Genomic DNA, 13,832 nt, shown 5'->3' on the forward strand with positions numbered 1-13,832 from the left:
CCTACTCCGCCGCCGCGGCAGAACGAGCCCGCGCCGAGCGCAGCACGCTGGCCGCGGCACTGCGCCGGCGCGAGGTGCTGGTGACCGCCGCCCCGCCGGCGCAGTTCGCGTCCCGGGTAGCCGATGCATACCTCGACCTCAAGGCCGCCGGCCGGCTCTGAGCCGGCGTACTCCCTGCGACGGTCAGCCGGCAACCTCGACGAGGTCGCCGCGCGCAGCCGGGTCGAGATCACCGGTCTCGCCGGCCGCGACCCCACGGCGCCCCAACACCCAGACATAGGTCAGGAAGCCGGCCTCGGCGACGCATCCGATCCCGATGCGCAGCCAGGTGGGCAGCCCGGACGGCGTGACGAAGGCCTCGATAAAGCCCGAGACGGCGAGCACCACGACCAGGCCCAACGCGATGATCGCGGTCGAGCGCACCTCGGCCGCGAGCGCGTCCGAGCGTCGCCGCGGACCCGGGTCCACAACCGTCCAGCCGAGCCGCAACCCGGTGCCGGCGGCGACGAACACCGCGGTCAGCTCGAGCAGGCCGTGCGGCAGGATCAGCCCGAAGAACAGGCCGGCCTTGCCGGCCGCGACCATGTAGCCGCCGTCGACGCCGACGTTCAGCATGTTGGCGAACAGCGCAACGAGGGTCGGCAGACCGAGCGCGATCCCGCCGATCAGCGCAATCGCGGACGCCCAGATGTTGTTCGTCCACACCTGGGTCGCAAAGTCATGTGCGGGCGCCGAGTGGTAGTACTGCACGAACTCTCCGTTGGTCAGCGCCCGCACGCTGGCAGCCGGGGCCAGCCCCTGTTGGACGTCGGGATGGGTCGCGATCCACCAGCCGAAGCCGGTCGCCACGGCGAGGGAGAGCACTGCGGTCGGGATCCACCACGCTCGGGTGCGGTAGACGGCGACCGGGAACGCGACCACGAAGAAGCGCGAGAAGTCCCGCCGGGCGGGTGCATGCGTGCCGGCTACTGCAGCCCGCGCATCCGCAACGATCCGGGACAGCCGAGCAACCAGCATCGGGTCGGGCGACCGGGTCTGAACGATCGACAGCTGGGTCGCCGCTCGCTGGTACAGGTCGACCAGCTCCTCGACCTCCGCACCCGACATGCGGCGCGGCCGCCGGGCCCGCGCCACCAGCCGCTCGAGCCGAGCCCACTCATCGCGATGCGTTGCGATGAAGACGTCGACGTCCATCGGCCACGACACTAGTCAGGTGCAGCCCGACGACCAGGTCATCATCGGCGAGGCGGTGGCCGTCGACCTGAGACTCGCGGGCGTCGGCTCCCGCGGCATTGCCGCCTTGATCGACCTGGCCATCGTGACGGCCGCGCAGCTCGGACTGCTGTTCGCGATTCTGCTGCTCGGTCCCGGCGGAAGCATTGCGACATTCCTGACCCTGCTGGTCGTCATCGAGGTCGGCGTCGTGCTCGGCTATCCGGTCGCGATGGAGACGCTGTGGCGCGGCCGGACGCTCGGGAAGGCGGTCATGGGACTGCGCGTGGTCCGCGACGACGGCGGGCCGATCCGGTTCCGGCATGCCTTCTTTCGCGGGCTGGTCGGCGTGGTGCTCGACAAACCCGGCATCAGCTACGCCCTGCTCGCGCTCATTCCGATGCTGGCCAGCTCGCGCAAGAAGCGGCTGGGAGACTTCGCGGCCGGCACGCTGGTGCTGCAGGACCGCGTTCCCGGTGGGTTCGACGCTCCGGTCGCGATGCCGCCGCCGCTGGCCGGCTGGGCGGCAACCCTCGACCTCAGCGGGGTCGACGACGCGCTCGCGCTCCGCATGCGCCAGTACCTCAGCCGAGCGCTGCAGTTCACGCCGGACGCCCGAGCCACGCTGGAGCAGCAGATCGCCACCGAGGTCACGAACCGGGTCGGCCCGCCGCCGCCGGGAACGCCGAACTGGGCGGTGCTTGCCGCGGTCCTCGCCGAACGCCGCCGCCGCGCGATGACAGCATCTCCGCCACCGTGGCACCCACAGCAAGCCACGCCGGCACAACCCGCCTGGCCCTACCAAGGTCCCGATCCCGCAGCAGCCGCGACGACGGCGCCGCCCACCCCCGACGGCTACCTTCCCCCTGGGTAGCCAGTCCCCGGCGATCACCGCCGTCGCTGCCCGCCGTCGCCGGCCGCCTCGCTCCCCGCGACGACCTCGCGGTCAGTAGCGGTAGGAGTCCGGCTTGTAGGGGCCGTCGACCGGGACCCCGATGTAGGCCGCTTGGTCGGGGCGAAGCGTCGTCAACCGAACGCCCAACGCATCGAGGTGCAGCCGCGCGACCTTCTCATCGAGGTGCTTGGGCAGCACGTGCACGCCGACCGGGTACTCCTCGGTCTTCGTGAACAGCTCGACCTGGGCGATGGTCTGGTTGGTGAACGAGTTGCTCATCACGAACGACGGGTGACCGGTGGCGTTGCCGAGGTTGAGCAGCCGGCCTTCGCTGAGGATGAGGATCGAGTGCCCGTCCGCGAAGAACCACTCGTCGACCTGGGGCTTGATGTTCACACGGCGCACGCCGTCCAGCCTCGACAAGCCGGCCATGTCGATCTCGTTGTCGAAGTGGCCGATGTTGCCGACGATCGCGCCCTGCTTCATCCGCGCCATGTCGGCGGCCATGACGATGTTGTAGTTGCCGGTAGCGGTGACGAAGATGTCCGCGGTCCCGACGACGTCCTCGAGCCGGGCGACCTGGTAACCGTCCATGGCCGCCTGCAGCGCGCAGATCGGGTCGATCTCCGTGATGACCACTCGGGCCCCTTGTCCGCGCAGCGACTCTGCGCAGCCCTTGCCGACGTCGCCATACCCGCAGACGACGGCGACCTTGCCGCCGATCAGCACGTCGGTGGCGCGGTTGATGCCGTCGATGAGCGAGTGCCGGCAGCCGTACTTGTTGTCGAACTTCGACTTCGTCACCGAGTCGTTGACATTGATCGCGGGGAAGAGCAGCTCGCCGCGCTCGTGCATCTGGTAGAGCCGGTGCACACCGGTCGTGGTCTCCTCGGTGACGCCGCGGATGCCGTTGGCGATCTCGGTCCAGCGCCGAGCGTCCTCGGCGACCGAGCGGGTGAGCAGCCGGAGCACCACGGCGAACTCCTCGCTGTCCGCCGTCGACGGGTCGGGCACGGTTCCGGCCTTCTCGAACTCCACGCCCTTGTGCACGAGCAGTGTCGCGTCACCACCGTCGTCGAGAAGCATGTTGGGACCGCCGTCCGGCCAGCGCAACGCGGACTCGGTCGCCGCCCAGTACTCCTCGAGCGTCTCGCCCTTCCAGGCGAACACGGGTACGCCGGCCGGTGCGTCAACGGTGCCGTTCGGGCCGACGACGACGGCGGCCGCTGCGTGGTCCTGGGTCGAGAAGATGTTGCAGGAGGCCCAGCGCACCTGCGCGCCGAGCGCGACGAGCGTCTCGATCAGCACCGCGGTCTGCACCGTCATGTGCAGCGAGCCGGTGATGCGAGCGCCGGACAGCGGAGCCGCGTCGGCGTACTCCGCCCGCATCGCCATCAGGCCGGGCATCTCGTGCTCGGCGAGCGTGATCTCCTTGCGACCGAACTCGGCCAGCGAAAGATCGGCGACGCGGTAGTCCATGGACACTCCTCAGCAGGGTGGCAGCGGCAGGGATGAACGCTGCGCGCGATCTCTCACAGGGTAGGGGAATCGCGCATCGCGAGCTTGAGCTCGTCGATCGGAGCGATCGGGGTCGGATCGATCCCGTAGGCGAGCGCGAGGTAGACGCTCGCGTAGTCGAGCAGGCCGACCAGTGAGGCAAACCGCTCGATCGCGCCGGCGCCCTGGGCACTGATCTCCGACACCGCGACGCCGCGCCGGCCGGCCAGCTCGGCACACACGTCGGCGAGTCGCGTCGCTGCCGGCTCGCCGGCGTCGTCGCGTACCAGGACCAGCCGCACCCGGTACGGCGCAGCCTCGTCGACCCGGTCGCGGAACAGATCGTCGTCGGGGTCGCCGGCGGCGAGCGGTCCGTCGAACGCGACGACCTGGTTGTGCGCCGCCTCCGGCAACGCGCCCGCGATCGCTGGCAGCTTGGCGTTCTCCGCGATCTGGTTCACCGCGCGCGCCGCGGCGACCGGCCCCATCTGGCCGGAGCCCCAGACCATTGGCAGCGCGCCCGACAGCTCGGCGGCCAGGGCTTTCGCGGGGTTGAGGAAGGACTCGCGATCCGGCCCGCACAACGTGGCGAGCGACTCCAGCTGAACCGCAGCGGCCTCCAAGTGGGCGTGGGCGACGCCGAGGTCGGCCAGCCCGAACCGCTCGGCAACGACCAGCAGGGGTACGACGAGTCCCCACATCGTCGAGCGCGGCGAGAGCTGCTTGGTCACCGGCACGTAGCTTCCGCCGCCGGAGCTGCACAGCGCCTCCAGCGGCGAGTCGCCCGATCCGACACCGAGCAACCGGGCGTGCCTGCGCACCGCCTCGCCGGCGGCGGCGAGCGTTTCCGCCGTACCCCCGGAGCATGACACGGCGACGACGAGGTCGGCCGCGCCGACCCAACCGGGCAGCCCGGGACCGCGGTGGACCACGACGGGCACCGGGCAGCCAAGCCCGACGACCGCCGCCAGCACGTCTCCGGAGACCGCCGACCCGCCCATGCCGGCGACGACGATGGCGCGCGGGCGTTCGTCCAGGCCGAGCGGCGCCAGTGCGGCCTCCCGCGTGGCGGTCAGCGAGGCGCGGATCTGGGCCGCGGAGGTCGCGACCGCGCGCAGCATGTCCTGCGGGTCGGCCGCCGTGAGACCTGCGACGTCGTCAAGCCGGTCGAGGTCCGGTTCGGTCATTCCGAGGCCGCGCCGTCCGGGCGGCGAGCCTCGTCGATGAGCAGGACCGGGATGTTGTCGCGCACCGGGTAGGCGTAGCCGCAGCCGGTGCAGACCAGCTCCTCGGCGGCATCGTCGACGCGAAGCTCGGCGCGACAGTTCGGGCAGGCCAGGATCGCAAGCAGCGCAGGGTCGAGGTCCACGCGCTCAACCCTAGACACCGGCGCCCGAACGCCGCGCGCGGCCGGGCGGCTCAGCGCCGGACGATCGCCAGCACGCGGTCCCGAAGGGCGTCGACGCCGGCTGCCGTGGTGGCCTCCACGTTGAGGCGCAACAACGGTTCAGTGTTGGACGGCCGCAGGTTGAACCAGGAGCCGTCGGCCAGCTCGACGGTCAGCCCATCGAGCTCGTCGACCGTCGCGCCATCCTCGCCCGCGAACTCCGCGCGCACCGCAGCGGTCGCTGCCGCCTGGTCGTCGACCTCGCTGTTGATCTCGCCCGAGCTCTCGTAGCGGCTGAACCGTTCCACCACTACGGACAGCGGCTCGTCCTGCCCGCCCAAGGCGGCGATGACGTGCAGCGCGGCGAGCATGCCCGAGTCGGCGCGCCAGAAGTCGCGGAAGTAGAAGTGACCGGAGTGCTCGCCGCCGAACACGGCGCCGGTCTCGGCCATCGTCGCCTTGATGAAGGAGTGCCCGACCCGTGACCGGACCGGCACGCCGCCGTACTCGCGGACGATCTCGGGGACCGCGTGCGACGTGATGAGGTTGTAGATCACGCTGCTGCCGGGCGCACGGGCGAGCTCCCGAGTCGCGATCAACGCGGTGAGCGCCGACGGGGAGACCGCCGCGCCGAGCTCATCGATCACGAAGCAGCGATCGGCGTCCCCGTCGAACGCCAGCCCGAGGTCGGCACCGGTCTCGACCACTTTCGCCTGCAGGTCGACGAGGTTCGCCGGCTCGATCGGGTTGGCCTCGTGGTTGGGGAAGCTCCCGTCCAGCTCGAAGTACATCGGCGTCACGGTGAGCGGCAGGTCGTCGAGCACCGCCGGGACGGTCAGCCCGCCCATCCCGTTGCCGGCATCGACCACCACCTTCAGCGGGCGGATCGAACGGATGCCCGTGACCAGGTCCTTCAAGTAGCTCGCGTAGTCCGGCAGCAGGTCGCGTTCGCTCACCGAGCCGGGCGATCCGTCGTACGCCGGAACCCCTTGCTCCACCATGCTCCGGATGTCGGCCAGACCGGTGTCCTGACCGACCGGTGCCGCCCCCGCGCGGCACAGCTTGATCCCGTTGTAGCGCGCCGGGTTGTGGCTGGCGGTGAACATCGCGCCAGGGACATCGAGATGCCCGGCCGCGAAGTACAGCAGGTCGGTCGACGCCAGCCCGATCGCGATGACGTCCGCGCCTTGGGCGGTCGCGCCCTCCGCGAACGCCGCGGCGAGTCCGGGCGAGGACTCCCGCATGTCGTGACCGATGACGACCTGGCCGGCGTCGACGCAGCGAACGAACGCCGCGCCCACGTCCCGGGCGATCGACGCGTTCAGCTGGTCGGGGACGATTCCCCGGATGTCGTAAGCCTTGACGATCTCTTCGAGGCGGGAAGGCACCTCAACGACGCTAGCCCAACGGCGCGCAGCGCTGAGAGTCTCAGCTCGCCTTGCGCTTGGTCGCGCGGCTCAGCACGTCGGCGATGTCCAACCGGCCGCTGCCGTCGGCCCACGTGCGGTGCTCGCAGTTGTGGCACGAGGAGAAGCTCACGATGGTGCCGTCGGTGAGCGTCATGGACAGCGAGGTCAGGCGCTCGCTCCCGCAGCTCGGGCACTCGGCACCGGTGCGGGCACCCCGGCGGGTGAGCGAGGACGGCTGCTCAGGGACGGCTGGGGTCTTGGTCGACTTCATGGCGTGCGTGCTCCCGGGTGGGCGACTGGGGTTGCCTTCCCATCGGCGCGAGTGCCCGGTTCCTTGAGAATGGGGAGGTTCGGCTCAAACCGCCCAGATCGCCAGAAGCCGGCGTCGGTTCATCAGGACTCGCTGGGGGCCGGCAACACCCGAAGGTGCCCGCGCCGCCCGAAATCACCCGGCTCGCCGGCTTCGGCCGGCGCCGGGTCCTTGGCCGGGAGGGGGCCGGGCCGAGCGGCCTCCCGCACCGCGTCCGCGAGCGCCTCGAGGTCGTCGATGCCGGGCAGCCGGTCGGCCTCGATGTCGAGGCGCAGCACCTCCCACCCCCGGGGCGCGGTGAGCCCGTGCGCGTGCACCTCGCACAGGTCGTAGGAGTGCGGCTCCGCGTACGTCGCGAGCGGGCCCACGACCGCGGTCGAGTCGGAATACGCGTAGGTGAGCGTCGCCACCGCCGGGCGGGCGCACGCGGTCCGCGAGCAGCGGCGCAGAGGGCTCACGACGGGACCGTACCGGTCGCCACCCACCCGCACCTATCACCCTGGCCGCGAACGCGATCCGTGTCGCGGACCTCCTACGCTGCATCGCGTGCACCGCGACCGCCACGGCCGAGGGATTCGCGGCCCGCTGGTTCGCTCCGGCGTGCCGATCTCGGCCTCCCCGGCGGATCGGTTCGACCGGATCGCGAGCGACGCGGTGGAGCACGTCGAGCACCGGTGGCAGGAACAACTCGCCGACGTCGAGTTCGCGGTCGACCTGGTGCCCGGCGCCGAGCTCGGCAGCGAGCAGGCCGCCACCGAAGGGGCGATCGAGTCGGCCGGCGTCCTGCTCGCCCAGATCCTGCCCGGGCCGCCACGCGGACGCACGCACATCGTGCTCTACCGCAAGCCGATCGAGCTCCGGGCCCACAACCTCGAGGATCTCGAGGACCTGGTCCACGACGTCGTGGTCCACGTGGTCGCGAACTACCTCGGCCTCGACCCGGACGTCGTGGACCCGGGATTTGGGGACGCCGAGCCGCCGGCCTGAGCCGACGGCCGCGGCTCAGCGGGTCGCGAGTGCCGGGTCCGAGCGCACCGAAGGCAGAACCGTAGGCGTCGGCAGCGCGATCAGCGGCTCGCCGGTGATGAGCGCGCCATGCGCGCCGCCGAACTGCAGCACCCGCACGCCGTACACCGGAGCCGACCCGACCGCCGTCACGACGAACGGCCAGACTCCCGACCCCGCCCGCCCGGCCGGTGGACGGATCGTCGAGGTGATGTCGACGTCGACGCTGCGGCCGGCCGGAATGCTGATCGTCGACGTCCGGCCCGACGGCGTCCTGATCGTGACCTCGGCCCGCCCCTCGGGAGCGGACAGCAGCAGCGAGCAGCTGCCGCCGTCCGGCTCGCGCCCGTCGGCGATTCCCGTCGACCCGACCAGCGGAGGTACTGCGGCCAGCCACATCAGGTCCGGCCGGCGCGGCCGGGGCGCCGTGGTCACCGACAAGCCCTGCGCGACGACCGGCTGGTCGCTGGTCAGCGCCACCGCGCCGGTCGTGCCGGCGAACGCCTTGTCCAAGGTGACCACCCGGGTGTGCCCGGCCTTCACGACGATCTGGTTGTTGCCGACCGGCACGAACGAACCCGACCGCGTGACCAGCCGGACGTTGACCGTCGCGTCGACGGTCCCGGGGTCGGCCAGCACCAGCTGGCGCTGACCCGGGCCGGGCGCGAAGCCGGGCACCACGGCCGAGCGGGCCGGCGCGGCAGTCGCGGGCAGGAAGTCCGACCCGTCCGGCTTCAGGCCCGACGAGCGTCGATCGATCAGCGCGGCAGTGACGGCGCCGCTCGAGGCATGGACGTGTACGGCGAGCGTCGGCGCATCCGGCGCAATCGAGGCCACCGAGACACGCATAGCGGTGCGGGCGGGCACCCGCACCGACGACACGGTGGGGGCCTGAAGCGGCCCCTTCACACCCCACAGCGAGATCGAGATCTCACACGCCGTGCGACCGGGGTTGGCGATGATCAACGCGTCGGTGTACCCGACCCGGCCGTCCGCGCCCGCGAACCACCAGTCGGTGGCCGGTGCGACGCAGTTCACGCCGTACAACCCGCGGAAGCGTCCGGCGCTGGTGAGCCCCACCTCGTCAGCCGCGAGGGACGCGGCAACAGAACCGGACGCGGAGATCGCCACGGTCTGGTTCACCTTCGGCGTGCTGTGCAGGATCGCAGCCGGTACGAGCGAGAGCGCGGTGGTCTTGCTGGCCTTGCCCGCCAGCACGGTGGAGCGCACGGTCCCCGCGCTCGTCGAGGGCGGCGACAAGGAGCCGGCGAAGTCTGCGGCGACGACGCTGGTCGAGGTGGCCGGAAGGGCGCCGTCGAGCGCCGGGCACACCAGCGTGCCGGCGGTGATCGGCGCCGTCGTAGCGTGCGCCGCGACCACCTTGGCGGCGGTCGACCCGGTGATGCCGCCCACCACGCCGAGCGCGACCAGCGCCACCGCCACGGCGCTCGCCACGATCGGCGGGCGCCTCACGCGACACCGTCCGGGTCGTCGTCAGGCCGGCGACCGGGCAGGGACAAGCCGCACACCACCACCAGAACGGCCAGCTCGGCGATCAGCCACCAGTGCCGCGTGCTGCCGTCGAAGTCGATCCGCAGCCGGCCACCCGTCGGTGGCAGGACGAACGCCTGCGCCCAGCCGTACGCGGTCCGGCGGGCCAGCGGCTTGCCGTCAAGCGTCGCGTGCCATCCGCGGTCCGCGGGTTCGGCGAGCACAACGAGCGCGCCGCCCGGGCTGGGCGCGGTGACCACGTCGGCCGATCCCGACCGCGCAGCGAGCGGCACCGAGTCGGGTCGGACCGGCACGCGCCCGTCGAGCGCGGTCGCAACCGCGCCGCCCCGAAGAATGCTGAGCTCGCTGGTCGGCGCGGTCGATCGCCACACGGTCGCACCGGGGGCGGGAACCACGGTCAGCGACGTCGCCCGGCCGAGCGCCGAGCGAAGCTGCCCCGCGCTGGCTGACGGGACGACGACGTACCCGATGTCGAACGGCACCAGCTCGGAGCCGGCACCGGGCCGGGCCGCGACCAGGTCCCGGACCGCGGCATCAAGGCGCGCCGCCGCCGATCCGGCTGCGGCCGACGTCGTCGACGACGGGGCAGTGTCCGCGTCGCCGAGCACCGGACCACCGGGCCGTCTCACGACCGCATAGGAGACGACGGGTCCGTCCACCGTGAGCAGGAGGGCGCGGGGCGAGGTGGGCTTGAGCCCGAGCTCGGACTGCACGAACAGCGGGAGCACCCGCGCACTCGCGGACGTGAGCGGGCGACCGGCTCCGCGCACCATCCAGCCGACCGCGAGGTCGCCGGTCGCCGCGAGCGCGGCGAGCACGAGCAGGACCGCCGTCGGCTGCCGCCAGCCGAAGCTCTGCTGCCGCAGTCGCGGCCGGGCTCCAGTCGCGGCCACGAGCACCGAGATCAGCGCACCCGCGCCGGCGACGAGCAACGCCAGGCCCGGCCAGTGCCGGGTGGCCGGCAGCCCTGCGGTCACGCCGCTCGTCCGGGTCACCCACACCGCGACACCGACACCGCCCACGAGCAGCACGGCTCCGATCCGCGCGGCCAGGATCCGGTTGCGCCGGGTGAGGCCGAGCAACGCGGCGAGCAGCAGCGGCACGCCGATCCACAGCGGCGGTTGCGCGGGACCGCCGGCATGCAGCAGCACGAGGTCGAGCCCGGAAGGCGCGTGCTGCGCGGTGTAGAACTCCGGCAGCCCGGCGCCGGCGAGCAGCACCTTCGGGTGCCGGACGACGTACCCGCTCCATGGCGCGAGGACGAGCAGCGGTACGACGAGAATCGCCGCCACCGGGACCAGTCGCGCGGCGGCGGTCCGCCGCCGGTCCGGCTCGAGCAGACAGAGCGCGACCGCCAGAACCAGCGCTGCCGCCGCGAGGACCCACAGCAACGGCGCGAAGGCGGTCCCAACAGCGAGCAACAGCCCGGCGGCGACCCCGCGGCGCCAGCCACGGACCTCGAGACGAACAGCAGACGCCGCGGCGCGAATGACCAACGGCAAAACGATCGCGGCCACCGCGACGTCGATGCGTCCGCCGGCGACCGCGCCGGTCACCGCCGGCAGGAGCGAGTAGACGATCGCGACCCAGATTCGGACCCGGACCGCGGAGGTCAGAGCACGGGCGGCGACAAACGCGCTGAGCGCGCAGAGCGGCACCGCGCCGAGCAGGATGATGTCGACGACCAGCCAGACCTTGCCGAACGCGACCGTGGACAGCGCCGCAAGGATGGCAAGCGACGGCGGCGCCGGGGTGACCGAACCGAGCGACGACGGGTGCCAGGTCGCCAGGTAGGTCGACCACAGATCGCTGGCCCCGTTGGGCGCGGGGAGCAACCGCCCGCCGTGCAACACCGCGGTCAGCAGGTGCCGGTCGGCGACGAGGGCGAGCACCGCCATCAGCACGAAGAGCAGCGACGCGGGCCGGCGCAGGAACCGGCTGAGCAGGCTCTGGTCGAGCTGAAGCGACTCGGCTTCCTCGGAAACCGGTCCGGACTCGGCGGACGTACTGCGTCCTGATGCGGTCACGCGCGCGGTGGCGGGGCGCGAGATCCGGAACGGAGAGGAGCGCCAACGGCTCGCGCCCCGCGGCAGCAGCTGGCGCAGCTGGTGATGTCCGACCTGGCGCGGCCCGGACCGGTCACGTCGTCCGGTCGCGATCATCGGCAGCCGCAGGTAGACCTCGACGACAGCGGCGAGCTCGGCACCCGCCCGGGCCGGTCGACGGGAGACGACCAGCAGGCCGAGCGCTCGCAACAGGCCACCGACGGCATACCGAGCGAGCAGCAACGGCACCAGCCACGGCGCGGTGTTCGTGAGAACGACCTGCATGCCACACCGCCGGCGGGCGACCAGTGGCGAGCCGTGCTCGCTCGCCACCTCCCGCCGGCCGACGGTCTGTGCACGGGCGTGCCGGACGATCGCCCGGGTCGCGACCACGACCCGGCCGCCGGCTGCGTTCACCCGCCAGCCGAGGTCGATGTCATCGGCGTACGCCGCCCACGCCGGGTCGAGACCGCCGAGCCGGTCCCAGACGTCGCGGCGGATGAGGGCACCGGCGGTGCCGACCGCGAGGACCTGGTCGACGTCGTCGCGCTGGCCCTGATCGAGCTCCACGCCCTCGATGCCGGTGTCCACATGGCCGGTCGCGTCGATGGTCAGCCCGGCCTCGAGCAGCCGGGCGCCGCCCCACCCTCGAACCTTTGGCCCGACCAGCCAGACCGACGGCGACTGGGTGACCCGCACCAGCAGCTCGTCGAGGGCACCCGGCGCCGGAGCGCAGTCGTCGTGCACGAGCCAGATCCACTCGACCGGCTCGGCGTCGTCAGGCCCGGCGTCCGGCACCGCCACTAGCGAGTCGAGCCCGGCCTGCACCGCCGCGCCGAACGGCACGTCGCGAGCGAGCTCGACCACGCAGTCCGGTCCCAGCGCCGCCCGGACCAGGTCGAGCGAGTCATCGGTGCTGCCGGTGTCAGCGGCGACCAGACGGTCGGGCGGCCGGGTCTGCGCGGCGAGCGCCTCGAGTACGTCGGGCAGCCACTGCGCGCCGTCATGGGACACGAGGACCGCGCTCACGCGGTGCCCCCGATGGCGGGTACGGGGCGGCGGCTGGGTCATCAGGAGGTCATCGCAAGCGGCTGCCGGGTCCGTCGGCAGCGGCTCAGCCTATGCCACCCGGCCATGCTCGCCCGCTCGATGGCCGGGAGCGGCCGGTGCGTGCGGGCAGGGAGAGCGGGAAGCGGACGGTCAGACCACGCGGCGCTTGAGCCGGCGGCGCTCGCGCTCGGACAGCCCGCCCCAGATGCCGAACCGCTCGTCGTGCGCGAGCGCGTACTCGAGGCACTCGCCGCGCACGTCACACCGGCTGCACACCCGCTTCGCCTCCCGGGTCGATCCACCCTTCTCCGGGAAGAAGGCCTCCGGGTCGGTCTGCGCGCACAACGCCTCTTCCTGCCACGGCAGGGGTTCGGGTTGCTCGTCGGGACCCAGCAGGATCAGCGGCTCGGTCATAGCGCCTCCATGTCGCTGCCCGTGCACCCGGTCCATGGTGGTCAGCGGGTCAGGGTCAGCACGATGGTGCGTCTCGGCGAATAACACGCCTGGAATTACACGCGCGTCGTAGCCGGTAAGTCAAGAGCAACGGTGGTATTGCCCGAACTGCTCAGTGCGGTTCGGCCGCCGAGCCCGGTACGCGTTGCCCGTTTCGTGCCGAGCGTTTGCCCGGTTTCGTACCCTTTTCGGGCTTTTTGGTGGGTGCCTGGTCCGCCGAGATCGGCTCCGCCACCCGCTCCGCCACCGCCGGCTCGGAAAGCGCCGCCAGCTCCGGTGGCACCGACGGGATCGACAGCACCGGTGCGCCGTCCTGGCCACGCCGGTAGCGCTCGGCGTCACGGGAGTCGCGCCGGCGCTCGACGACGTCGCGCATCCTGGTGGTGAGCGAGCGGCGCCCGCGCCCGGACAGGCCGGCGGCGAACTCCTCGAGGACGTCGTGAAGCACGCGATCGCGCTCGCGCTCGAGCCATTGGTCGCGCTCGCCCAGATAGGCCAGCAGCGCCTGCCCGGCACCGACCAGCCGCTCGGTGCTGCCGCCGAGGGTTCCGGTCACGCCACGGATGGCCCCGAGCTGGTTGGCCAGCGACCGGCTCATCTCACCGAGACCGGCCTTGACCTCGCCCTCGACCGCCTCGAGGACGCTGTGCGCGGCGGCACCGTGCTGATCGAGCGTGGCCGCGATCGCCGAGTTGGCGGTGCCGACCGTGGACTCGACCTGGCCGCGGACCTCCACCAGCGCGTCGGCGAGATCCGCGCGGACCGCGGCGAGGTCGGCCGCGAAGCTCGCCCGGACCGCCGCGTTGGCATGTTCCAGCCGGGTCATGGCGCCATCGACCTCGCCGGCGACCTGCGTCCGCAGGTCGGCGAAACCGTCGATCACCGCGTCCTGCAGCCGGCCGAGCGCGGTCTCGATGGCGGCCAGCCGCGCCTCGACGGCGTCATCGGTCGTTGCAAGGATCCGGTCGGTCAGGTCGATGGTGCGGTCGGCGCTCGAGGCGGAGCCGTTCGCTCCGGCTCGCTGGCGTGGGGTCTTCGTCGTCATGCGCAGGTCACC

General features: G+C 72.3%; 13 protein-coding genes. 2 read left to right on the forward strand and 11 right to left on the reverse strand.

What is annotated here, in order from left to right; all coding sequences use genetic code 11:
- Positions 1–183: 183 nt before the first annotated feature.
- On the reverse strand, positions 184–1,194 hold the full coding sequence (locus tag VME70_08255) for a stage II sporulation protein M (GenBank protein ID HTW20185.1): 1,011 nt from the start codon (positions 1,192–1,194) through the stop codon (positions 184–186).
- 19 nt (positions 1,195–1,213) lie between these two features.
- On the opposite strand from VME70_08255, the gene VME70_08260 reads away from it, so the two are divergent.
- Positions 1,214–2,086, forward strand: coding sequence for an RDD family protein (locus VME70_08260; GenBank protein ID HTW20186.1), 873 nt, complete (start codon positions 1,214–1,216; stop codon positions 2,084–2,086).
- Positions 2,087–2,158: 72 nt separating this feature from the next.
- Here VME70_08260 and ahcY read toward each other — a convergent pair whose 3' ends face one another.
- From ahcY to VME70_08290, 6 genes are all read right to left on the reverse strand, one after another.
- Positions 2,159–3,586, reverse strand: a complete 1,428-nt coding sequence (ahcY, locus tag VME70_08265) for an adenosylhomocysteinase (protein HTW20187.1) — start codon at positions 3,584–3,586, stop codon at positions 2,159–2,161.
- Between the two features lie 53 nt (positions 3,587–3,639).
- The gene (locus VME70_08270; GenBank protein HTW20188.1) at positions 3,640–4,791 is read right to left on the reverse strand and encodes an SIS domain-containing protein; all 1,152 of its coding nucleotides are present in this window, start codon (positions 4,789–4,791) and stop codon (positions 3,640–3,642) included.
- Entirely contained in the window at positions 4,788–4,973 is a 186-nt protein-coding gene (locus tag VME70_08275) for a Trm112 family protein (GenBank protein HTW20189.1), read from the reverse strand. The genes VME70_08270 and VME70_08275 overlap by 4 nt, the downstream gene beginning before the upstream one ends.
- A 50-nt stretch (positions 4,974–5,023) precedes the next feature.
- The gene (locus tag VME70_08280; GenBank protein HTW20190.1) at positions 5,024–6,379 is read right to left on the reverse strand and encodes a phosphomannomutase/phosphoglucomutase; all 1,356 of its coding nucleotides are present in this window, start codon (positions 6,377–6,379) and stop codon (positions 5,024–5,026) included.
- Between the two features lie 40 nt (positions 6,380–6,419).
- Positions 6,420–6,671, reverse strand: coding sequence for a hypothetical protein (locus VME70_08285; GenBank protein HTW20191.1), 252 nt, complete (start codon positions 6,669–6,671; stop codon positions 6,420–6,422).
- 122 nt (positions 6,672–6,793) lie between these two features.
- On the reverse strand, positions 6,794–7,168 hold the full coding sequence (locus VME70_08290; protein HTW20192.1) for a DUF3499 domain-containing protein: 375 nt from the start codon (positions 7,166–7,168) through the stop codon (positions 6,794–6,796).
- A gap of 88 nt (positions 7,169–7,256) precedes the next feature.
- Here VME70_08290 and VME70_08295 point away from each other — a divergent pair, with 88 nt between their 5' ends.
- Entirely contained in the window at positions 7,257–7,697 is a 441-nt protein-coding gene (locus VME70_08295; GenBank protein HTW20193.1) for a metallopeptidase family protein, read from the forward strand.
- A gap of 15 nt (positions 7,698–7,712) precedes the next feature.
- Here the strand turns inward: VME70_08295 and VME70_08300 are convergent, their stop codons facing one another.
- The 4 genes from VME70_08300 to VME70_08315 form a co-directional block, all read right to left on the reverse strand.
- Positions 7,713–9,188 carry a DUF5719 family protein gene (locus tag VME70_08300; protein ID HTW20194.1) on the reverse strand — a complete coding sequence of 492 codons (1,476 nt, stop codon included), beginning with the start codon at positions 9,186–9,188 and terminating at the stop codon, positions 7,713–7,715.
- Positions 9,185–12,343 carry a glycosyltransferase family 2 protein gene (locus VME70_08305; GenBank protein HTW20195.1) on the reverse strand — a complete coding sequence of 1,053 codons (3,159 nt, stop codon included), beginning with the start codon at positions 12,341–12,343 and terminating at the stop codon, positions 9,185–9,187. The genes VME70_08300 and VME70_08305 overlap by 4 nt, the downstream gene beginning before the upstream one ends.
- Before the next feature lie 129 nt (positions 12,344–12,472).
- Positions 12,473–12,736 carry a WhiB family transcriptional regulator gene (locus VME70_08310; GenBank protein HTW20196.1) on the reverse strand — a complete coding sequence of 88 codons (264 nt, stop codon included), beginning with the start codon at positions 12,734–12,736 and terminating at the stop codon, positions 12,473–12,475.
- Positions 12,737–12,887: 151 nt separating this feature from the next.
- The gene (locus VME70_08315) at positions 12,888–13,820 is read right to left on the reverse strand and encodes a hypothetical protein (GenBank protein HTW20197.1); all 933 of its coding nucleotides are present in this window, start codon (positions 13,818–13,820) and stop codon (positions 12,888–12,890) included.
- Positions 13,821–13,832 lie beyond the last annotated feature (12 nt).

This window comes from Mycobacteriales bacterium, assembly GCA_035504215.1.
Lineage (GTDB): Bacteria > Actinomycetota > Actinomycetes > JAFAQI01 > JAFAQI01 > DATAUK01.

Coding starts and splice junctions, on each gene's coding strand:
- ahcY (HTW20187.1), bottom strand. CDS start 3,586: ATGGACTACCGCGTCGCCGATCTTTCGCTGGCCGAGTTCGGTCGCAAG.
- VME70_08305 (HTW20195.1), bottom strand. CDS start 12,343: ATGACCCAGCCGCCGCCCCGTACCCGCCATCGGGGGCACCGCGTGAGC.
- VME70_08315 (HTW20197.1), bottom strand. CDS start 13,820: ATGACGACGAAGACCCCACGCCAGCGAGCCGGAGCGAACGGCTCCGCC.
- VME70_08310 (HTW20196.1), bottom strand. CDS start 12,736: ATGACCGAGCCGCTGATCCTGCTGGGTCCCGACGAGCAACCCGAACCC.
- VME70_08285 (HTW20191.1), bottom strand. CDS start 6,671: ATGAAGTCGACCAAGACCCCAGCCGTCCCTGAGCAGCCGTCCTCGCTC.
- VME70_08255 (HTW20185.1), bottom strand. CDS start 1,194: ATGGACGTCGACGTCTTCATCGCAACGCATCGCGATGAGTGGGCTCGG.
- VME70_08270 (HTW20188.1), bottom strand. CDS start 4,791: ATGACCGAACCGGACCTCGACCGGCTTGACGACGTCGCAGGTCTCACG.